General features: G+C 64.9%; 14 protein-coding genes and 2 pseudogenes. 11 read left to right on the forward strand and 5 right to left on the reverse strand.

Annotated elements, in window-relative coordinates:
* Positions 1–15: 15 nt before the first annotated feature.
* Complete coding sequence (locus OUZ45_RS03330) at positions 16–1059, reverse strand: diguanylate cyclase (protein ID WP_266168493.1); 1044 nt, start codon at positions 1057–1059, stop codon at positions 16–18.
* 152 nt (positions 1060–1211) lie between these two features.
* On the opposite strand from OUZ45_RS03330, the gene OUZ45_RS03335 reads away from it, so the two are divergent.
* The 3 genes from OUZ45_RS03335 to msrA all read left to right on the forward strand — a co-directional run bounded on the left by OUZ45_RS03335 (position 1212) and on the right by msrA (position 2843).
* Entirely contained in the window at positions 1212–1490 is a 279-nt protein-coding gene (locus OUZ45_RS03335; RefSeq protein ID WP_266168494.1) for a putative signal transducing protein, read from the forward strand.
* Between the two features lie 86 nt (positions 1491–1576).
* Positions 1577–2095, forward strand: a complete 519-nt coding sequence (locus OUZ45_RS03340; RefSeq protein WP_266168495.1) for an adenine phosphoribosyltransferase — start codon at positions 1577–1579, stop codon at positions 2093–2095.
* 91 nt (positions 2096–2186) lie between these two features.
* On the forward strand, positions 2187–2843 hold the full coding sequence (gene msrA / locus OUZ45_RS03345; RefSeq protein WP_266168496.1) for a peptide-methionine (S)-S-oxide reductase MsrA: 657 nt from the start codon (positions 2187–2189) through the stop codon (positions 2841–2843).
* Between the two features lie 33 nt (positions 2844–2876).
* On the opposite strand, the gene oxyR is transcribed toward msrA, so the two are convergent.
* Positions 2877–3827, reverse strand: a complete 951-nt coding sequence (gene oxyR / locus OUZ45_RS03350) for a DNA-binding transcriptional regulator OxyR (protein ID WP_266168497.1) — start codon at positions 3825–3827, stop codon at positions 2877–2879.
* A 299-nt stretch (positions 3828–4126) separates the two neighbouring features.
* Between oxyR and OUZ45_RS03355 the strand changes: the two genes are divergently transcribed.
* The 5 genes and pseudogenes from OUZ45_RS03355 to OUZ45_RS20810 form a co-directional block, all read left to right on the forward strand.
* Complete coding sequence (locus tag OUZ45_RS03355) at positions 4127–6811, forward strand: M1 family metallopeptidase (protein WP_266168498.1); 2685 nt, start codon at positions 4127–4129, stop codon at positions 6809–6811.
* A 361-nt stretch (positions 6812–7172) separates the two neighbouring features.
* Positions 7173–11363: a hypothetical protein gene (locus OUZ45_RS03360; protein ID WP_266168499.1), complete on the forward strand. Its 4191-nt coding sequence runs from the start codon at positions 7173–7175 to the stop codon at positions 11361–11363.
* Positions 11356–12198 carry a peptide chain release factor N(5)-glutamine methyltransferase gene (gene prmC, locus OUZ45_RS03365; protein ID WP_266168500.1) on the forward strand — a complete coding sequence of 281 codons (843 nt, stop codon included), beginning with the start codon at positions 11356–11358 and terminating at the stop codon, positions 12196–12198. Before OUZ45_RS03360 ends, prmC begins: the two co-directional genes overlap by 8 nt.
* 480 nt (positions 12199–12678) lie before the next feature.
* A pseudogene (locus OUZ45_RS20805) lies at positions 12679–13287 on the forward strand (Ig-like domain-containing protein); the annotation flags it as partial.
* A gap of 99 nt (positions 13288–13386) precedes the next feature.
* Positions 13387–14598 (forward strand): annotated as a pseudogene (locus OUZ45_RS20810) (glycoside hydrolase family 18 protein); the annotation flags it as partial.
* A gap of 130 nt (positions 14599–14728) precedes the next feature.
* On the opposite strand, the gene dxs reads toward OUZ45_RS20810, so the two are convergent.
* Together dxs and OUZ45_RS03380 are read right to left on the reverse strand one after the other, a co-directional pair.
* Positions 14729–16612 carry a 1-deoxy-D-xylulose-5-phosphate synthase gene (dxs, locus tag OUZ45_RS03375; protein ID WP_266168502.1) on the reverse strand — a complete coding sequence of 628 codons (1884 nt, stop codon included), beginning with the start codon at positions 16610–16612 and terminating at the stop codon, positions 14729–14731.
* A gap of 149 nt (positions 16613–16761) precedes the next feature.
* Complete coding sequence (locus tag OUZ45_RS03380; RefSeq protein WP_266168503.1) at positions 16762–17385, reverse strand: HNH endonuclease; 624 nt, start codon at positions 17383–17385, stop codon at positions 16762–16764.
* A 254-nt stretch (positions 17386–17639) separates the two neighbouring features.
* On the opposite strand from OUZ45_RS03380, the gene OUZ45_RS03385 reads away from it, so the two are divergent.
* Positions 17640–18395 (forward strand): SapC family protein, encoded by a 756-nt coding sequence (locus tag OUZ45_RS03385; protein ID WP_266168504.1) that lies wholly within the window; start codon positions 17640–17642, stop codon positions 18393–18395.
* Positions 18396–18613: 218 nt separating this feature from the next.
* On the opposite strand, the gene OUZ45_RS03390 is transcribed toward OUZ45_RS03385, so the two are convergent.
* Positions 18614–19111: a RidA family protein gene (locus OUZ45_RS03390; RefSeq protein WP_266168505.1), complete on the reverse strand. Its 498-nt coding sequence runs from the start codon at positions 19109–19111 to the stop codon at positions 18614–18616.
* Between the two features lie 229 nt (positions 19112–19340).
* Here OUZ45_RS03390 and OUZ45_RS03395 point away from each other — a divergent pair, with 229 nt between their 5' ends.
* Together OUZ45_RS03395 and OUZ45_RS03400 are read left to right on the forward strand one after the other, a co-directional pair.
* Positions 19341–20774 (forward strand): TolC family protein, encoded by a 1434-nt coding sequence (locus tag OUZ45_RS03395; RefSeq protein WP_266168506.1) that lies wholly within the window; start codon positions 19341–19343, stop codon positions 20772–20774.
* Between the two features lie 14 nt (positions 20775–20788).
* Positions 20789–21712 carry an efflux RND transporter periplasmic adaptor subunit gene (locus OUZ45_RS03400; protein ID WP_266168507.1) on the forward strand — a complete coding sequence of 308 codons (924 nt, stop codon included), beginning with the start codon at positions 20789–20791 and terminating at the stop codon, positions 21710–21712.
* Positions 21713–21714 lie beyond the last annotated feature (2 nt).

The raw sequence follows: 21714 nt of genomic DNA on the forward strand, positions 1-21714 counted from the left end.
GCCGCTTGGGGCCTTTCAAACCGGCGTGGGTCGCTTGGCAGGGCCGCCGCGCCCGGACGCCACGCTGACCCGGTTGCGGCCTTGCGACTTGGCCCGGTACAGGGCCAGGTCGGCTTGATGCATCCAGGCCCGCACGTCCTGAATACCTTCGTCCACGGCGGCTACGCCCAGACTCACCGTCCACGGGATGCGCTGGCCGGAATGTTGGGGCTGGCTGTTCTCGGCCAACAGACGGATGCGTTCGGCCACCGCGCTGGCGCGTTCGAGGTCGGTTTCCGGCAGCACGATGCCGAATTCGTCGCCGCCGAGACGGCCTGGCGTATCCATCTCGCGCAGGCCGCGCTGCAGCAGGCGGGCGAGATCGCTCAGCAGCTGATCGCCAGCGGCGTGGCCGTAGCGGTCGTTGATCAGTTTGAAGCCATCGATATCGAGCATGATCAGTGCAGCCGGACGCTGGTTGCGCTGGTAGCGCGACCACTCGTTGTCGGCGGCTTCCAGCCAGTGGCTGCGGTTGCACAGGCCGGTCAGCACGTCGGTGCGGTTGAGCTGGTCGAGTTGACGGTTTTGCTGGCGCACGCGCTGGGCGAGCGCGTAGTTCACCAGGCTTAGCCACACCGGATAAATCGCCAGCATCGGCACGCAGGCGATCACGTTGAGCATGGTGGTGGTGGGTTGCAGGCGGAAGCCATTGAGCCACCAGGTGGCGAGGCATACGGCGATCAGCAGTGCGAGCGACTTGCTCATCAGTCGCCAGCCGCCAGCGCTGTTGCGGTCCATCGCCAACATCGCGATCAGCAGGGTGCTGGGCAGGAGGTTGAACTGCATCAACGCGACCCACATGCCGCCCAGAGCGGCATCGACGGCCAGGTTCACGTATTCCGTTTGGATGGGCTTGGCCGAGCGCATGGATTGGAGGTAAGCGACATGCGGCCATACGAAGGCGTTGAGGAGCAGTACCGCCCATAGCCACAGCCCTGCGTGCACCTGATACAGCACGCTGGCCACGGGCAAGGCGCCCAGTGCCAGTCCCAGCATGCGCAGGCGATAGACCCGCGTCACGAATCTCAGGTGTCCTTCCCGATCTTTCGTCGCCATCCCCGCCCCATCCCCAAGGAGAGCCGTTCTCCGGCAAGACCATAGTGCACGGCCCACAGGCTTGCCACTGCCTGCAACTACTTGCGGCGCACCTGGGGTGGGATTAGCGTGCAGCTATGCGCATCGTCTACCGTGCAGAAACCCTGATCGACGCCCATCTGATGAAGGATGCGCTGGAGCGCGTCGAGATTCCCGCCTTCATCTCCGGCGAATACCTCACTGGCGCCGTAGGCAACCTGCCGGCGCTGGACTATGTGGCCGTGTTGGTGCCCGAGGCGAGCCTCGCCACGGCCGAAGGCGTCGTGCGCGGCGTCGAGCGGCAATTGGCCGATGCGCGCCAGGCCATGGGCGAACTGGACGACGGCCCGGACACACCGGCCTTCATCTACGGCTGACTTCGCCGCGACATGGGGCGCTATCCTGCCCAACCTGCCGCGGTATGCGCGGCGATCCCGAGTTGTCTCCGCCGATGGAATCCACGATGAAACAGATCGCGGCGCTGATCCGCGCCGTACCGGACTTCCCCAAGCCCGGCGTCGTCTTTCGCGACATCACCCCGTTGCTGGCCGATGCCGGCGGTTTCGCGCGCTGCATCGATGCGTTGGCCGAGCCGTGGCAGGGCAGCGGCGTGCAGGCGGTTTGCGGTATCGAGTCGCGCGGTTTCATTTTCGGCGCGGCGCTGGCGCAGAAGCTGCACGCCGGCTTTGTACCGCTGCGCAAGCCGAACAAACTGCCGCCACCGGTGGTGTCGGTGGATTATGCGCTGGAATACGGCAACGACCGGCTGGAAGCACGTAACGACGCGCTGCGCCCAGGCGAAAGGGTGTTGATCGTCGACGACGTGCTCGCCACTGGGGGCACCCTGGATGCCGCCTGCCGGCTCATCGACACACTGGGTGCCCTGCGGGTGGGCGCCAGCGTGGTGATCGAGCTGGAGGCCCTGCAAGGCCGTCATCGCTTGCCCACCGGCACGCCGCTGCACGCCTTGTTGCGCTATTGAGGCCCCGGGTTCCAGGTCGACTGACGTTGACAAGGCAGCCACCCGGCGCCATGTCAGTCACCCATAGACAGCACACAGCAGGAGATAGGCCATGCTCGGTATTGGTGCCTGGAAACAACGTATGCCGCGTCGCGAAGATGCCTTGCCGGGACGCGAGCAGGCGATTGCGCCGGCCCATGCCCACCATGTGCATGGCCGTCCCTTGCAGGCGGAAGCGTTCCCCGGCAGCGAAGTGCTGCTGCTGGGTATGGGCTGCTTCTGGGGCGCGGAGCGCAAGTTCTGGAATCTACCCGGTGTACTGACCACCGCCGTCGGTTACGCCGGTGGCTACACGCCCAATCCCAGCTATCGCGAGGTGTGCTCCGGTCAGACGGGACACGCCGAAGTGGTGCAAGTGGTCTACGACCCGAAGCAGATCGATGTGGATGCCTTGCTGCGAACCTTCTGGGAAAGTCACGACCCGACCCAGGGCATGCGTCAGGGCAACGATGCCGGCACGCAATACCGTTCGGCCATCTATACGTCCCATAACGGACAGTTGGATGCGGCCAAGGCTACCGCGCGCCACTACCAGGCCGAACTCGACCGCGCCGGCTACGGCGCGATCACCACCGAGATCGCCGCAACGGGGCCGTTCTATTTCGCCGAGGACGAGCACCAGCAGTACCTCTCCAAACATCCGGATGGATACTGTGGCCTGGGCGGTACTGGCGTGAGTTGCCCGATCGGGCTCGGTTCGTCGAACTGACGGAAGGCGCTTTCGCAGCGCCTGTCTGCCGAATCAGGTCGTCGTGCGCTGGCGCGTTGCGGGTTTCGGCTCCGCGATGTCCGGGTGCAGCAGGTCGGCCGGCATGCTGCGGATCACCTCGGCGAAGCGCTTGAGGAAGTTGCCCATCGACGAACTCTTGCGCCACACCAGCGCAATGCGGCGGCTGGGCGCGTGGCCGGCGAATTCGATCAAGTGCACGTTGTCGGTGCGCGATACCGGCGGCTTGATCGCCAGTGTCGGCAGCAAAGTGATACCGACATTGGCCGCCACCATCTGCCGTAGCGTTTCCAGGCTGGTGGCGCGAAAGCCGGATCGCTCCCCGGCGCCGGCCAGATGGCAGACTTCCAGCGCCTGGTCGCGCATGCAGTGGCCGTCTTCCAGCAGCAACAGGCTTTCGTCCACGAGGTCGCTGAGCTTCAGCCGGCTTTTCTTGCGCGCGAGCGGGTGAGCCTCCGGCACGGCCAGCACGAAAGGCTCCTCGAACAGGAACTCGGCGTGCAGGCTGTCTTCGTGCAGAGGCAGGGCGAGCACGCCGACATCCAGCGAACCCTCACGCAGCATCCTGATGACCTGTTCGGTTTTCTCTTCGACCAACAGCAGCTCCAGTCGTGGAAACCGCTGACGCACCAGCGGCACCAGATGCGGCAACAGGTAGGGGCCGAGGGTGGGGAAAATGCCCAGGCGTAGCGTGCCCGATTCCGGGTCGCGGGTGCGTTGGGCGATCGCCTTGATCTCGTCGATCTCGGCCAGCACTCCGCGTGCGCGGCGAGCGATCTCGCGGCCGGTTTCGGTGAGCAGTACTTTGCGCGGCGTGCGTTCCACCAAGGGCACGCCCAGCTCGTCTTCCAGCTTCTTGATTTGGGTCGAAAGGGTGGGCTGGCTGACGAAGCTGGCTTCGGCCGCCCTGCCGAAGTGGCGGTGCTCAGCCAGGGCCACCAGGTATTGCAGGTCGCGCAGATTCATAGCGGGCGTCCAGGCACAATTGATAGTTACTATCTATGATTCCGATGATAACAATCAATTGGAGCAATCTTGTGGCGCGGCGTAGCCTCCTCGTCTGACACCTGATTGCACGAACCGCGCGCCATTGCCCCTCCCCCCGCCGGCGCGCGGTATTCCCAACGGTGGCGAAGCCCGCTTCGCCACCGTTTTTTTGTCTGCGACAACAGGAGGCGGCGAGCCCTGTATGCCTTCTGGCACTGTGACCAATGTCACGGCTCCGCCTAGGTTGGCTGCTCTATTTGTCCCCCGGGGAACTTTTCATGCGTCGTCTCGTCCGTCCGCTCGTGCTTACCGCGCTTGCCGCTTGCTGCAGTGCAGCCCTGGCTGTCACCCCCGCCTCCGATCAGCCGCAAGGCAAGCTGCCGCGCTGGGCGATGCCCGAGTCCTACCAGCTGGCTTTCAAGGTGGACCCGAAGCAGCAGGACTTCTCCGGCACCACCACCATCAAGCTGAAGCTGACCCAGGCCTCTGATCACATCTGGCTGCACGGTCGCGAGCTGAAGGTGTCGAAGGTGACCGTCACCGACGCCAAGGGCAAGGTGCACGCCGGCAAGTACGAGGATGTGGCGCCGAAGGAAGGCGTGGTGCGCATCGATTTCGGTGGCACGCTGCAGCCGCAGGAACTGAGCGTGGCGATCGACTACACGGCGCCGCTCAACCAGCAGCTGCAGGGTCTGTACAAGGTCAGCCACGAAGGCCAGCCGTATGCGATGACGCAGATGGAGCCGATCAGCGCGCGCTTCGCGTTCCCCGGCTTCGACGAGCCGTCGTTCAAGACGCCGTTCGACCTCACGCTGACCATCCCCAGCGATGAAGTCGGCATCGCCAACACCAAGCAGGTGAAGGAAGAAAAGGCCGGTGCTGGCTGGAAGACGCTGACCTTCGACACCACGCAGCCGCTGCCGACCTACCTGGTCGCGTTCGGCGTGGGTCCGTGGGATGTGGTGAATGGACCGACCATCCCGGCCTCGGAATACCGCGCACAGGCCACCGAGCTGCGCGGCATCGCCGCCAAGGGCGAAGGCCATCGCATGCAGCACGTGCTGAGCGAGACGCCGACCATCATCAAGACGCTCGAGGACTACTACGGCTTCGGCTATCCGTTCGGCAAGCTCGACCTGCTCGCCGCGCCGGACTTCTCCGCCGGTGCTATGGAGAACCCGGGCCTGGTCACCTTCCGCGATTGGCTGTTGCTGCTCGACAAGGATTCCGCGGCGCAGTACGTGCGCGGCTCGTTCAACGTCACCGCGCATGAGTTGGCCCACCAGTGGACCGGCGATACCGTGACCATGGGCTGGTGGGACGACCTGTGGCTCAACGAAGCATTTGCCACCTGGATGCAGCAGAAGGTGACGCAGAAGGTGCACCCGGAATACCGCGCCGATCTCGATCGCGTGCGCGGTGCGCAGGGCGCGATGAACGGCGACAGCCTGGTCACCACGCGCAAGATCCGCCAGCCGATCACCGGCAACGGCGACATCGAAACGGCGTTCGACGGCATCACCTATCAGAAGGGTGCGGCCGTGCTGGGCATGTTCGAAGGCTACGTGACCGAGCCGGTGTTCCAGAAGGGCATGCGCGCGTACATCCAGGATCACAAGTTCGGCAACGCCACCGCGGATGACCTGGTCGATTCCATCGCCAAGGCCGCCGACAAGGGCGCCGACTTCAAGGAGGCCTTCAAGAGCTTCCTCAATCAGCCGGGCGTTCCCTACCTGCAGACCAAGCTGGTGCAGGAAGGCGGCAAGACCGTGCTGCATCTGAGCCAGAGCCGCTACCTGCCGATCGGCAGCACCGGTGACGCGAACCATCTGTGGGGCGTGCCGGTATGCGTGCGTTATGGCACCGCCGACGGCAGCAAGGTCAGCTGCGAACTGTTGAACAAGGCGCAGGGCACCATGGTGCTGCCGGGCGCTACCGCACAGAGCTGGGTGATGCCGAATGCCAATGGCAGCGGCTACTACCGCTTCAGCATGGAGAAGGCCGACCTGGGCAATCTCGGCAAGCAGATCGGCAAGCTCGACGATGCCGAGCAGTTGGCCTACGCCGACGCGATCAACGCGTCGTTCAAGCGTGGCGATGTCGATGCCAGCACCGCGCTTGCCGCGTTGAAGCCGCTCACCGGTTCCAAAACCCGCGAAGTGTCGACCGCGCCGCTGGGCACGTTCAACTGGATCTACCACCACCTCGCCGACAACGATGCGCAGCGCGCGAAGCTGGTGGCTTGGGCGAAGTCGTCGTATCTGCCAAGCCTGCAGCAGCTGGGTTATCACCGTAAGGAAGGTGAGCCCGATGGCGATTCTCTGCAGCGCGCCACCTTGGCCGGCTTCCTGGGCACGGATGTGAAACTGCCGGAGGTCCGTGCCGAACTGCTCAAGCAGGGCGATGCCGTACTCAAGCCGAACGCCGATGGCCGCCTCAACTTCGCCGCCGCCGACTCCAACCTGCTCGGCGCCGCGCTCGGTGTGGCGGTGCAGGAGCGTGGGAAGGCCGCCGTCGACGCGCTGACCGCCGAGTTGCCCAAGACCAGCGATCCGGCGCAGCGCAACGCGATCCTGGCCGGCCTGTCGGAGACCGAGGATCAGGCATTGGCCGAGCAAGTGCGCAACCTCTCGCTGGACAAGCAGGTGAAGGTGGGTGAGATGGCCGCACTGCTGATGGGCAACCGCGATACCCAGGCCGGTCGTGACGCGGTGTGGAAGTGGTCGGTGGCGAACTACGACAAGATCGTGGCGCGTACCGGCAGCTTCTCCGGCGGCCGTCTGCCAAGCCTGATGGGTGGTGGCGGCTGCTCGCAGGCGGAAGCCGATCGTCTGCAGGCGTTCTTCAAAACGCACGCCAAAGACGTGACCGGCGCGGAGCGTGGTCTGGCTCAGACCAGCGAGTCGACCTTGCTGTGCTCCGCGCTCAAAGCCAAGCAGGGCTCGGCTGCGATCCTGCGCTGATTGCATAAGCTGTTGTGATGAGAGCCGGGCGGTGCGAACCGCCCGGCTTTTTTTGTGCTTCGCCTGTGTGGCGTTGTCGCAAGGGCTTACCCTCCTCCCAGCCTCCCCCTGTCCCACGGGACTAGCTTCGCGTCGCAAGCAAGGGGAGGAGCTAAAAGCTTGCGACACCGTGCCCCCTCCCTTGCTTGCAGGGGAGGGTTGGGGAGGGGTAAGCCCTTGAGCAAACCTTTCCAACCTCAAAGCTCTTTTCAACCCCATTCGCCTTCATACCCCGTTGCATCACCCAGCAGTGCCTTTTTCTAGAACCCGCCGATTCCACCTACACTGCATGGCGGCCACAGATGGCTACGGGGAGACAGGTATGCGTCGATGGGGATGGTTGTTCGGTCTGTTGCTTGCCGCCACACCGTTATGGGCGCAGGACGTGCCGCCGCCACTGCGCGATTGGAAGGACTGGGTGCTGCACGACGTGCCGCAACATGCCTGTCCCTTCTTCGCCAATCAGGGGCCGAACGCCGGCAGCTATCAATGCATTTGGCCCGGCCGGCTGACACTGGACGCCGGAAAGGATGGTGGCCGTTTCGGTCTGGACGTGCATGTCGATGCCCCCAGCTGGGTGAGTCTGCCCGGGGACGAGCGTAGCTGGCCGCAGCAGGTCACTGCGGGCGGCAAGCAACTGACTGTGCTTCATCGCAACGGGCAACCCATGTTGTGGCTAGAGCCCGGCGATTACGCCCTGCATGGCGTGCTGCCTTGGGAGACACGGCCGGCGCGTGTGCGTGTGCCGAATACCATCGGCCTGGTTTCGCTGAGCCTTGATGGTGCCGCCGTCAGCCGCGTAGAGCGCAACGGCGAACAACTGACGTTGGGTGAAGCGGCTGCCGCGCAGCGCGCCGCCGATGCCTTGTCGCTGCGGGTGTATCGCCGCCTGGAGGATGGCCAGCCGGCCACGTTGGAAACGCGATTGCAGTTGAACGTTACCGGCAGCGCGCGCGAACAGCTGCTCGGGCCGGCCTTGCCGAAGGGTTTTGTGGCGACGTCGCTGAGCAGCGATCTGCCGGCGCGCCTGGAAAGCGACGGACAGTTGCGCATTCAGCTGCGCCCCGGACAGTGGACCTTGAATCTGGCGTCGCGCAGCACCGATACCTTGCAGCAAGTCGCCCTCAAGCTGCCGGCCGAACCTTGGCCGCGCCAGGAAATCTGGAGCTATGCCGACGCGCCTGGTTTCCGCAGCACGCGTGTGCAAGGACGCGCGACGGACGCCGCTCAGGTGGGCGTACCTTCCGACTGGCAGGCATTGCCGGCCTTCGCACTGGACGACAACGATGGCCTGGCTATCGAGCAGGGCACGCGCGGCGGTGAAGGCGGGCAAGGCGATCAGGTGCAGGTACAGCGTCAGATCTGGCTGGATTTCGACGGTGCCGGCCTCAACGTCAGCGATCATCTGAGCGGCACGCTGCGGCAGCGCCAGCGTCTGGACGTCACGGCGCCGTGGTTACTGCAGCGCGCGGCGCAAGGCGATACGCCGCTGCTAGTCACCACAGCCGGCGATGGTCGCAGCGGTGTGGAACTGCGCGAGTCGGAGCTGGATCTGCAAGCGGGCCTGCGTCTTCCCACCCATGGCGGGCGCTTGCCGAGCGGCGGATGGCAAATGCCATTGGAAGGCATCGATGCCACCTTGCATCTTCCTTATGGCTATCGCCTGATCGGCGCCAGCGGTGCGGATCGCTCGCCGGATTCGTGGATCGCGCGCTGGAGTCTGCTCGATCTCTTTGTGGTGGCCTTGATTGCGCTGCTCGCCGGCCGTTTGCTGGGCTGGCCGTGGGCGTTGCTTGCTGTTGGTTTTCTCGCTTTGTCGCAACACGAACTCGGTGCGCCGCGCTGGACGCTGGGTATGGCGTTGGCGTTGGGTCTGCTGGCGCGTGCGTTGCCGGAGGGGCGGTTGCGTCTTGGTGCGCGGATCGGTGCCGGTGGTCTGCTTGCACTGGCCGTGTTGTGGTCGCTGCCGTTCGCTGCGACGCAGATGGACTATGCCTTGCATCCGCAGTTGGAAGGTCGGGAGATTGGCGCGATGCAAGTTGACGTCGTCGGCGGTCTGCGACAGCGCCAAGCAAAGAAGTCGATGGAAGCGGCAGAGACGGCCGGCGCCAACGCACCGACGCCAGCTGTTGAGGAGGCCTCGACCAATCCGATTTCCGAGCTTGCCAAGCAGCCGCCGCCAAAGATCATCGCGACAATGGCGCCGTCCCCCGCACCGCCTGCGCCACCGGCAGATATCGATAGCGCTAGTAGTGACGCCAACCGTTCACCACAGCTGCAAAGCGTCACCGTTACCGCAGCCGCGTTGCCGCCCAGCAACCGCTTCGCCCATGAAGCGGACAGCCATAGCGTGATCCAGGCGGGCCGCGGCGAACCTTCCTGGGATGTCGGCAACAACTATCGGCTTGGCTGGTCCGGTCCAATCACGGCGGAGCAGTTCACGCGACTGGTGATCGCGCCCGCGTGGCTGGTGCGTGTGCTGCGTGTGTTGATGCTTGGTCTGCTGGTGGCCTTGCTCGGCAAGATTGTGTTGCGCTTATTCCCACAGCCGGGTGGTGCATGGCGCAGCTGGCCGTTTGCTCGTGCTGGCGCGGCGCTGTTGTTGTTCGCGCTGCTGCCACACGTGGCACAGGCGCAGTCACTACCCAGCGACACGCTGCTGCAGCAGCTGCGGGGAAGACTTACCGAAGCGCCCAAGTGTGTGCCGGATTGCGCGGTGGTTGCGTCCGCGACGCTGCAAGCGAATGGCGAGCAGGTTGAGCTGGACATAGAGATTCATGCCGGCGCGCCAGTGGCCGTGCCGCTGCCACGCCCGGATGCAGCCCTGCAGTTGCTTAGCGCGAGTGTGGATGGCCATGCCGATGCGCCGGTGGCGCAGCGCGGTGAGCAGTCGATGGTGCGGCTGGATCGCGGTGTGCATCACGTGGCACTGCGCTATCGCATCGAAGCAGCCGACACGGCCAGCCTGCGCTTTACGCTGCGCGCTCAACGCGTCGCTTTCAGCGGGCAGGGTTGGGCGCTCGATGGTGTCGATGAAGGGCGTGCGCTGGGCGACAGCCTCGCCTTGCATCGCGTTCGCGCCGGCGCGGACGGCAAGGACGTGGCCACCAGCACGCAAGCGTTCCCGCCGTATGTGCGAGTGATTCGCGTGCTGGTGCTCGGTGTGGACTGGACGGTGGAAAACACGGTGGAGCGACTCGCGCCACACGACGGCGGTTTCAGTCTCGACCTGCCTTTGTTGCCCGGCGAACATCCTCTTGGCGACGACGCTCGTGTGCATGACGGCCGCATCGGCGTGACTTTCAACGCCGGGCAACAGCAAGTCAGCTGGACCAGCCGCCTCGACCGCGCCGACACGCTGGAGTTGAAGGCTCCGGCCCTCGGCGAACGGGCCGAGCAATGGCAGCTGCAGGCTGCGCCAACCTGGCATGTGGACAGCAGCGGCGTGCCTGTGACACAGAACGACGGCGGACAGCTGTTCCAGCCGCTGCCCGGCGAAACCTTGAAGCTGAGCTTGAGTCAACCCAAGGCGGCGGAGGGCGACAGCCTGGCTTTCGATGGCGTGCAGGTAAGTAGTGCGGTCGGCGATCGTGCCACCGAAACCACGCTGAGCTTGCTCGCACGCAGCACGCGTGGCGGTGAGCACGCGATTTCCTTGCCTGCCGGTGTCGAGTTGTTGGGTGCCGCGCGCGATGGAGAGACCCTGAGTCTGGCCGTGCGCGACGGCAAGCTCGGTCTGCCGATGTTGCCCGGGCAGCATCGCTTCGAACTGCGTCTGCGCGAGCCGCATGGCGTGTCCATGGGGACGCGCACTTCGGTACTCGCGCTGCAGGCGCCTGCGGCCAACATCGCGCTCGATCTGAACCTGCCGGAAGATCGCTGGGTGCTGTGGACCTGGGGACCGACTGCGGGTCCCGCGGTGTTGTACTGGTCGCAACTGGTCGTGCTGCTGCTTGCCGCGTTGCTGCTGGCACGCTTCGCACCGACGCCGCTGCGCTTCCATCATTGGCTGTTGCTGGGGCTGGGCTTCTCGGCCTTTGCATGGAGTGCGTATGCGCTGGTGGTGACGTGGCTGATCCTGCTGGGTCTGCGTGCGCGGCTTATGCCCTCGGCGCGTCTCGGTAACACCGGCTTCAATGTGCTGCAGGCCGGTCTGGCCGGATTTACGCTGGTGGCGCTGGCGGTGTTGATCTCGGCGGTGCCGAAGGGGTTGCTTGGCTTGCCTGACATGCATGTCGCAGGCAACGGCTCCACCGCATGGCAGTTGCGCTGGTTCGCCGATCAGGCGATGGATGTGTTGCCGCGCGCAGGTGTGTTCAGCGTGTCGCTATGGGTTTACAAGATCGCCATGCTGGTTTGGGCGCTGTGGCTGGCGAATGCCCTGATCGGTTGGCTGCGCTGGGGCTTCGAGGCGTGGACCCAAGGCGGCTACTGGCGCAAGCGCGAAGCGAAGCCGAGTGCGCCGCCGGAACTGCCACCACAAACGGCTGTGGAGCCTTCTCGCGATGTCTGATGTTCGTGGCTTGTTGGCCGCTGCCACGCAGCGCCTCGGTGAACGTGTCGATGCCGAGGCGCTGTTGCTGCATGTGTTGGAGAAGCCGCGCAGCTGGCTGATTGCCCACGACACCGACAGTCTCGATGCCGATATCGTCGCCAGCTTCGAAGCGCTGGTCGCGCGCCGCGCAGCGGGCGAGCCGGTGGCCTACATCACCGGTCATCGCGGCTTCTGGTCGCTGGATCTGCACGTGACGCCGGCCACGCTGATTCCGCGGCCGGAAACCGAATTGCTGGTCGAGTTGGCGTTGCAGCACCTGCCGGTCGGCCAGCGGCTCAAGGTGGCCGATCTGGGCACCGGTAGCGGTGCCATCGCCCTGGCCATTGCGCATGAGCGGCCCCAGGCGCAGGTGAGCGCGGTCGACGTCAGCACCGAGGCTTTGCAGGTGGCGCGCGGCAACGCGCACCGGCTCGGTATTGGCAACGTAAGGTTCCTAGAGGGGAACTGGATGACACCGTTGTCTGGCGAGCGCTTTGCCGTGATTGTTTCCAACCCACCCTATATCGAAGCCGGCGATCCACACCTGGCCCGGGGCGATCTGCGTTTCGAGCCGGCCGGTGCATTGGCCTCCGGCGACGACGGTCTTGATGCCATCCGCCACATTGTGAGTACGGCGCCGGGATACCTGGAACCGGGCGGCTGGCTGCTGATGGAGCATGGCTGGGATCAGGGGCCGGCAGTGCGCGCACTGCTGATAACGGCGGGCTATCTCGACGCCAGCACTGCGCAGGATCTGGAAGGCCGCGACCGCGTCAGCGGTGGCCGCCACCCCGGTCTGATCTTTCCCGGCTGATCGTTCTTCTCTCGATCCAATTCACGGATGCCGGGGGGCCACGGTGCCCTGAATGTGTTCGTGCGCGCAGCCTTCAAAACGTCTGATTGACAACGTTGTCAATCGAGAGTCAAGTGACGCGGCTGGCGCCGGGGGAAGCGCTGGCGGGAGCTGGGGAAGGGCGTCACATCGTTGGGGGAGGGCTCGGCAGGCCGTACCGGTGGGGACCGGAGCCGGGCGGTAGGGCAGGGATGTTCGAACCATGCGATCCAGATCCGGGTTGCATGGTGCAGGTGTATCCAGCGACTGCGTCGCGTCATCCGGCGGTTCGAAGTCTCATTCGATCACTGGAGTCATGTCATGCGCATCCTATTGAGAATGCTATTGCTGCTGGCCGTGGTGCCTGCAGTCCTGTGGGGCGGATCGGCTCAGGCGCAGAGCGCTACCTGTACCGGTGTGGCGGCCTGGAATGCCGCAACGATCTACAACGCGGGTGACCGCATGGTTTACAACAACCACCTGTATCAGGCGCTCACCCAGATATGGAACGCGGCACCCGATTACTGCCCTAGCTGTGGCTGGTATCAGGACCTTGGGCAGTGCGGCGCCGGCCCCAACCAACCGCCGACAGCCACGCTCACCGCACCGGCCAATGGCGCCACGTTTACCGCTGGCGCGAACATCGCGCTGACCGCTACGGCCGCCGACAGCGACGGCACGGTCACCAAGGTGGAATTCTTCAACGGCTCGACCTCGTTGGGTGTGGCGACGGCATCGCCTTACTCGGTGACCTGGAGCAACGTGCCAGCGGGCAGCTACACGTTGAAAGCCGTGGCCACGGATAACGGTGGCCTCACCGGCACCTCGGCGACGGCGAGCATCACGGTGAATGCCAGTGGTGGCGGCGACACGACGCCACCGAGCGTGCCCACGGGCCTCGCTTCCACCTCGCAAACGGCGACCACCATCTCGTTGTCGTGGACCGCTTCGACCGACGAAGCCGGCGGCAGTGGCATGGCGGGCTATGACGTGTATCGCGGCGGCACCCTGGTCGGCTCGACCAGCGCCACCAGCTACACCGACACCGGTCTCACCGCCAACACCAGCTACAGCTACACCGTGCGTGCGCGCGACAACGCCGGCAACGCGTCGGCGCAGAGCACAGCGATCAGTGTGAAGACAGCCGCCAGCGGCGGTGGTGGCGGTGGCAAGCGCGTGCTCGGTTACTTCACGCAGTGGGGTATCTATGGCCGCAACTATCAGGTGAAGAACATCGACACCAGCGGTTCCGCCGCGGTACTCACGCACATCAACTACGCATTCGGCAATGTGCGCAACAACATCTGCGAAGTGGGCGTGACGCAGGCATCCGATCCGAACACTGGCGTGGGCGGCGATGCCTATGCGGATTACACCAAGTCGTACGACGCCTCCAGCAGTGTGAGTGGCGTGGCCGACGTCTGGAACCAGCCGCTACGCGGCAACTGGAACCAGTTGAAGGAACTCAAGGCCAAGTACCCGGGCCTGAAGGTCATCATCTCGCTGGGCGGCTGGACCTGGTCGCGCGGTTTCGCCAGTGCGGCGACAGCCGCCAATCGCCAGTCCTTCGTGGCTTCCTGCATCGACGCCTATATCAAGGGCAACCTGCCGGTGACCGACAGTGCCGGTGGTCCGGGTGCGGCGGCCGGTGTGTTCGATGGCATCGACATCGATTGGGAGTATCCGGCGGCTTGCGGTCTGACCTGCGGCACCAGCGCCGACACGGCCAACTTCACCGCGCTGCTTGCCGAGTTCCGGCGCCAGCTGGATGCGGTGCGTCCGGGCCTGCTGCTGACCATTGCGGGCGGTGCGGGTGTCGACAAGATCCGTGTCACGCAGCCGAATCAGTACGCGCAGTACATCGACTTCGTGAACCTGATGACTTACGACTTCCACGGTGCGTGGGAAAGCCCGACCAATTTCCACTCCGCGTTGTACGCACCGTTCGGCGATCCCTCGACCGGCGATGCGGCGAAGTACAACACCAACGACGCCATCCAGGCATTGATCGCGGCGGGCATGCCCGCGGCCAAGATCAACCTTGGTATCGGCTTCTACGGCCGCGGCTGGACCAACGTGCCCAACGTCAATCACGGTCTGTTCCAGGCCAGCACCACCGCCGCGCCCGGCACCTACGAGGCCGGCATCGAGGATTACAAAGTGCTGAGTACCTTGGGCTATCCGGCCTATGACGACACCACCGCCGGTGCCCACTGGATCTTCAACGGCACCACCTTCTGGAGCTTCGACGATCCGGCCAACATCCAGCGCAAGATGACTTACGTGAAGTCGCAGTCGCTGGGCGGGGCTTTCTCGTGGGAGTTCAGTGGCGATGACGCCAGCGGCACGCTGATGAAGGCGATGGCGAATGGGCTGAAATAAAACAGCAAGGCCGCCCCGAATTCCGGGGCGGCCTTTCATTCTTGTAGGAGCGCACCCTGTGCGCGATGGGTGCTCGTAGATACGTTCCGCCAAAAGCATCGCGCACAGGGTGCGCTCCTACAGGGCAGCGTCAGCCGGTGGCGATAGATGCCAGTTGCGGAAACCGCGCGCGGATCGCGTTACGAATGCTTGGCAGATCGAGCCCCGCCATGGTCAGCACTTCCTCGCGACTGCCGTGTTCCAGATAGACGTCTGGAAGGCCGAGGTGAAGGATGGGCAAGGTCACGCCATGCGCGGCCAGGGATTCGGCGACACCGGAGCCGGCACCACCGGCGACGGCGTTGTCTTCCAGCGTGACGAAGGCTTCGTGCGTCTTCGCCAGTTCGAGGATCATCGCCTCGTCCAGCGGCTTCACGAAACGCATGTTGACCAGCGTTGCGTCCATTTCGGCGGCGATCTCGGCGGCTGGTGCCAGCATGGCGCCGAAGCTCAATAGGGCGAGGCGGCGACCGCGGCGGCGTAGTTCCGCTTTACCGATCGGGAACGTCGCCAGTTCCTTGCGCAGCGGCGCACCGGGGCCTGTGCCGCGTGGATAACGCACGGCGGCAGGGCCGTTATAGGCGAAGCCGGTGCTGAGCATGGTGCGGCATTCGTTCTCATCGGCCGGCGCCATGATCACCATGTTCGGCAAACAGCGCAGGAAGCTCAGATCGAAACTGCCTGAGTGCGTCGCGCCGTCCGGGCCGACCACGCCAGCGCGGTCGATGGCGAAGGTGACGTCCAGGTTCTGCAGCGCCACGTCGTGGATGGCCTGGTCGTAGGCGCGCTGCAGAAAGGTGGAGTAGATCGCCACCACCGGCTTGGCGCCCTCGCAGGCCATGCCCGCGGCCAGCGTCACGGCGTGCTGCTCGGCGATCGCCACATCGAAGTAGCGTTGCGGGTATTCCTTGGAGAAGCGCACCAGGCCCGAGCCTTCGCGCATCGCGGGCGTGATGGCAAGCAAGCGTTCGTCGGCGGCGGCTTGATCGCACAGCCAGTCGCCGAAGATGTCGGTGTAGCTCGGCTTGGCCGGGCCGGCCTTCTTCACCAGGCCGGCTTCCGGGTCGAACGGGCCGACGGCGTGGTACTCGATCTGTGCCTGTTCGGCTGGTGCGTAGCCCTTGCCCTTGGTGGTGATGACGTGCAGCAGCTGTGGGCCGGGTAAGCCCTTCACCGTGCGCAGCGCGGCGAGCAGCTGGTGGATGTTGTGGCCGTCGATCGGGCCGGTGTAGTGGAAGCCCAGCTCCTCGAACAGCGTGCTCGGCACGAACATGCCCTTGGCATGCTCTTCCCAGCGCTTGAAGAAGCGGCCGAAGAACGACTGCTTCGGGATCGCCCGCTTGGCGCGCTCGCGCCACACATTGAGCGTGTGGCTGGCCATGGCGCGGGCCATCATCTTGGTCAGTGCGCCGACGTTCTCGCTGATCGACATGCCGTTGTCGTTGAACACCACCAGCATGTTCGGCTCGACGTCGCCGCCATGGTTCAACGCTTCGAACGCCATGCCGGCGGTCATCGCGCCGTCACCGATCACCGCGACCACCTTGCGGTTGTCGCCTCTACGCTGCGCGGCGATGGCCATGCCCAGCGCGGCCGAAATCGAGGTGGAGGAGTGGCCGACGCCGAAGGTGTCGTACTCGCTTTCCTCGCGGCGCGGGAACGGCGCCAGGCCGTCCTTCTTCTTGATGCTGGTGATGCGGTCGCGGCGGCCGGTAAGAATCTTGTGCGGGTAGCACTGGTGCCCGACGTCCCAGACCAGACGGTCAGTGGGCGTGTCGAACACGTGATGCAGCGCCACGGTCAGTTCCACTACACCCAGGCCCGCGCCGAAGTGGCCGCCAGAGCTGGCGACGGCTTCGATCAGATAGCGGCGCAGCTCGTCGGCGACGGCGGGTAGCTGATCGTCGGGCACGCGGCGCAGGTCGGCCGGCGTCTCGATGGTCGCCAGATGAGGGTAGTGGGACAGATCATTCATCTGCGTATTGTTGAACCAGCGGCAGGGCGGAGCAAGGGCGAAACCATGAAAGGGCGATGTCCGATCCTGTTCAACGTCGCCACGCAGCCCTGGCAGGGCAGGCTGCAGGCCGATTCGCTTTGTTCGCTACAGGTGCAGGACCAGGGCGCTCAGGCCATCAGCGCCCGGCGGTCGCGGGGCAGGTGGCTGACCAGGAATTCCATCTGGTCGGCCAGGATGTTGCGGTTGGACAGGATCAGATGTTCCACCCAGCTCGGCCGATAAGGCACGGCCAGCAGCGGCATGTTGGCCTGCTGCGGCGTGCGATTGCTCTTCTTTAGGTTGCAGGCCAGGCAAGCGCTGACCACGTTCTCCCATTCGTCCTTGCCGCGTTTGGAAATCGGCAGCACGTGGTCACGGGTGAGCTCGCCACGGCTGAAATGCTCGCCGCAATACATGCACAGGTAGCGGTCCCGGCCGAACAGGGCGGTGTTGGTCAGGGCCGGCGCCGGGTCGATGGCGTGATCGCGGCAGTGCCCGGTGCTGGCGACGATGGGGTGCAGTTGAAGCTGGCTTTGCTGCCCCAGTGCGCGATTGTGGCCGCCATGCACGGTGAGGCAGGGATCGCCCAGGGTCCAGGCGACGACCTCGCGGACATAGAGACAGACCGCCTCCTGCCAGCTGATCCAATCGAGAATGCGGCCGGCGGCATCGAGCGATAGCACGCGGGTCGAGTGCAGGTCACCGACCCGGTTTGGCACGTCGATCAGCCGGACTGGGGCTTCCATCGGCATGTAGTCGTCCTTCAGGCGTAAGCGAAAGAGCGTTCAGACAATGCAGCGGCGCACGTAGTTTGACCCAGCATAGACCAAGATCGTTGCAGAACGCATGCAACTGCTTGTCAGGACTGAAAGATAGCCTTCCCCAGGGTGGCTCCCGCGATTGCCCGGGCGCTGATATAGTGGTTGTTCATCTGTAGACCCGACGCCGGGTTTGGGAGGGGAAGCCTGGGTGGCGACCCCGGCACGGCGGGGCAGAGGTAAGTGACGTGGCTGAAGTTCTTTTCTACGAGCGCCCTGTGCCGCTCAACCGTACCCAACACAAGGATCTGCGCCTCAAGGGCATTCCTAGCCTGAAGTTCGCCGCTGGCGTGCATTCGGTGCCGCTGACCGGCGTGGAATTCCCGGCCGCCGCGCGCGATCTGCCGATCCTGTTCGCTGGCCAGAGCATGGAAGACGCCGGCCCGATGGCTTTGCTTGGCCTGCGCCAGAACGAAAACCTGTTCGTCGACGCCAACGGCCAGTGGGCTGCCAACACCTATGTGCCGGCCTTCGTGCGCCGCTATCCGTTCGTGCTGGCTGAGAAGCCGGCCGATCAGGTAGAGGGCGACGACTTCACCGTGTTCCTCGACGAAGCCTATGAAGGTTTCGGCAGCGACGAAGGTGAGCGTTTGTTCAAGGAGGACGGCACGGACAGCGAGATGCTCTCCAACGCTGTGAACTTCCTCGGCGAATTCCAGCAGCACGTGGGCCGCACGCAGTGGTTCATGCAGCAGCTGCGCAAGCACGACCTTCTCGAGCCGCGCAACATCCGCCTCGAGAAGGACGGCAAGTCGATCAACCTCAATGGCCTGTACGTGGTCAGCGAAGAGAAGCTGCGCAACCTCGACGAGAAGACCTCGCATGAATTCCTGAAGGAAGGCGTGTTCGGTTGGATCTACGCGCACCTGCTGTCGCTCGCGAACATCGATCGCGTCGCCCAGCGCCTGGACTTGGTCGAGCAGGCCGAAGTCACCAAGAACTAAGTCGTTTCAAGCGGGATGGCATCTGCATCGATGCCATCCCGCCTCATGACGCGCCCTATGTGGGAGCCCACCCTGTGGGTGACTGGGCACACGTCACCGCTTCGTAGGTTTGTCATTCGGGCCATCCCTGGCCCTCACCCTGCGGGCGGCTTACGCCGTGCAAACCGGCAGTCCTGCCGGTTTGTCGCGCACAGGGTGCGCTCCTATCGACGGTCGGCTTACGGCCGGACCGCCATCACTTCGATTTCCACCCGATAACCCGGGTTGCCCAGCGCGGCGATCTGGAACGCCGAGCGCGCCGGCAGTTTCGGCTGCTCCTTGGTACCGAAGAACTGCGTGTAGCCCGCCATGAAACCGGCGAAGTCCATGCGGCCGCCCTGGCTTTCGTCGCCCACCAGGAACGCCTGCATCTTCACCACGTCGCCCATGCCCAGGTGCATGCTCTTGAGCTGCTTTTCGATAGCGATGAGCACGCCGATGGTTTGGGTCTTGGTGTCGCCATAGGCTGCCACGGAATCGTTGGGCGCCTTCGGATCGACCACCGGCGGCACGTTGCCGCTCACATAAACCATGGCCTTGCCGGCTGGCACCTCGACGGCCGCCGAGATGGGAAAGTCGCTATCGGGAATCTTGTAGCGCACTACGTCCTGCGCCGATGCCGCCGAAGCGACGGCGAGCAATACGAGTGGCAGGGCCTTGCGGACGATCTGGCGCATGTAGCGTTCCTCTGTGCGGATGGGTGAATAGCCGGTTCCCAAGGTCTGCAGAGCCCGCGCTGGGTTGCAATGGGCGCCAGGTGCTGGGGCGCGGCTTGGTCTGGCGCCGGGGTCCAGGCCAGGCCGTAACACCGCTGTATGACGCGTTCTGCGGTCCAGCACGGGCTATGTGGAGATCGTGAACAGACATCTAAAGGATGTCCTAAGCGCATCCGGTCACGATGGCAGCATGCGCCCTTCCTCCCCATTCCGACCGACGCCCCGATGGAGCGCACTGCTGTGCGCCTTGCTCGCCGGTTGCGCCAGCTATCAGCCCACGCCCATCGACACCGCCGCGACCAACACGCAGTGGCAGGCACGCCGACTCGACGATCCGGTGGTGGCCGAGCGCGTGCGATCCGCGCTTCCCCCCAGTGATCATGGGCAATGGCCGCCAGCAACGTATGGCCGCGCCGAATTGCTGCTTGCCGCCTTAGCGCTGAATCCCGATCTGGCCGAAGCGCGAGCGCATATGGCGGAATCGGATGCGGCGGTGCGAACGGCCAAGGCGTTGCCGAATCCCACCGTCAGTTTTGCCCTGGAGCGCTATACGCAATCGCAGGCGAACAGCAGCCCTTGGTTGTGGGGCATCACCACGGACATGCTGGTCGACACCATGCTTCGCCGCCACCTGCGTGCGGATCTGGCCGATGCGGGCGTGCGCGGTGCGCGCTTGGACTACGCCGAAAAGGTATGGGAAGTCCGTCGCAGCCTGCGCGCGGCGATGGCGGATTTGCTGCTGGGGCAGCGGCAACAGCAGCTGGCCGAACAATCCGTCACCGCGGCGACGGCGTTGCAGGCTGCACTGCAGCAGCGTCATGCCTTAGGCGAGTCCCTGCCGGCAGAAGCATTGCAGGCTGCGCAGACGCTGGCGCAGGCCCGCAACGAATCGGCGGCTGCCGCGCAACGCGTCGCCGACGCAAGAGCTCGGCTGGCGCGCGCCATCGGTGTGCCGGCGCAAGCGCTCGATGGCATCAAGCTCCAGTGGGATTCGCTCGACGCACCCGCGTTCGAATCCGCGCGGCTTGCCGATCTCAGCGATCGGGCGCGCTTGTCGCGCCCGGACCTTGAGCGCGCGCTGGTCGACTACAGCAGCCGCGAAACCGAACTGCATCAACAGGTGCGCGCGCAGTATCCGCAGATCTCGCTGGGCCCGGGCTACACCTACGATCATGGCGTGCGTAAGTTGCAGTTCAACCTGGGCACCACGCTACCCATCTTCAATCAGAACCAGGGGCCGATCGCCGAGGCCGAGGCACGTCGCGAAGCCGCCGGCAAGCATGTGGAAGCGGTGCAGGCGACGATCGACAGCGAGATCACCGGCGCCGGCGCAAAGCTCGACGCGGCGCGTCATGCGCTGGATGCGGCACGCAGCGGACAGCAAGCATCGCAGCGCCTGCAAAAGCAGACCGAGCTGGGCCATGCGCACGGAGAGGATGATCGAGTAGCTGTGTTGAATGCACAGCTCGCCGCCCTGACCTCCGCACAAACCGAACTCACCGCGCTGGATCAGGCGCAACTGGCTTTGGGCGCACTGGAAGATGCTGTGCGCGCGCCGCTAGAAGGCAACGAGGCCGAGTTGCTCCGTCCCAACGCCGACAAGACTTCTGGAGATTCCAAGTGATCGATCGCCTTCCGATGCGCACTCTAGTGCGATGCCTTGCCGCCATGCTGTTGGCCAGTACCGCAGTGAGTGCCGCGGCGACCGAGCTCGATGCTGACGGACAATCCAAGCTTGGGTTGACCACTGCTGTACTGCAAAGCACGCAGGCACCATCGTCGTTGACCGCCACCGCCGAGGTGCTCGATCCATCGACGCTGGCCAAATCGGTCGACGACATAGTGGCGGCGCAAGCGGCAGCGGATGCATCCAGTGCCGAGTACAAGCGCGTCCAGGCTTTGCTCGCAGCCGATGGCAACATGTCGCGCAAAGCGCTGGAAGCGGCACGCGCGCAAGCGCTCGCCGACCAGGCGAAGCTGCGTCAGCAGCAGGCGCAGTTGCGGGTGGAGTGGGGCAGCAGCATCGCTTCGCTCGATAGCGGTGCGTTGCGCACACGCGTGGATGCGTTGCTTGAGGGGCGCGATGTGTTGCTCAAGGCTGAGCCGTTGACGCAGCCACCCGCTGGTTTCACAGCCGGCACAGCAGCCCTGCGGTTGTCGGCGAAGCAAACGATCGACGCGCGTGTGCTGGGGCCGCTGCCGCGCAGCAGTGCCGGGCTCGCTGGCGGCTGGCTGCTGCAGGCACCGGCGTCTGGATTGGTTCCTGGCATGACGCTCACTGCACAGTTGCAAGGCAAGGGGCCGGCCGAGGCCGGTGTGTTGCTGCCGCGTAGCGCGGTGGTGCGTTGGAACGGTGTGGCCTGGGCCTACGTGGTCACCGATGCCACGCATTTCGAGCGCCGCGTAGTGCAGGTGTTGAACATGACGCCTGCGGGCTGGCTGGTCGGCGAGCCCTTCAAGGCGGGGGAGAAGGTGGTGACCCGTGGGGTCGAGGCGCTGATCGTGCTCGATGCCGCGCCGGTGCCGGCCGAGGCCGACAGCGCACCCAAGGGCGACGACTGAGC

This window comes from Dyella subtropica (assembly GCF_026283965.1).
Classification (GTDB): domain Bacteria; phylum Pseudomonadota; class Gammaproteobacteria; order Xanthomonadales; family Rhodanobacteraceae; genus Dyella_D; species Dyella_D subtropica.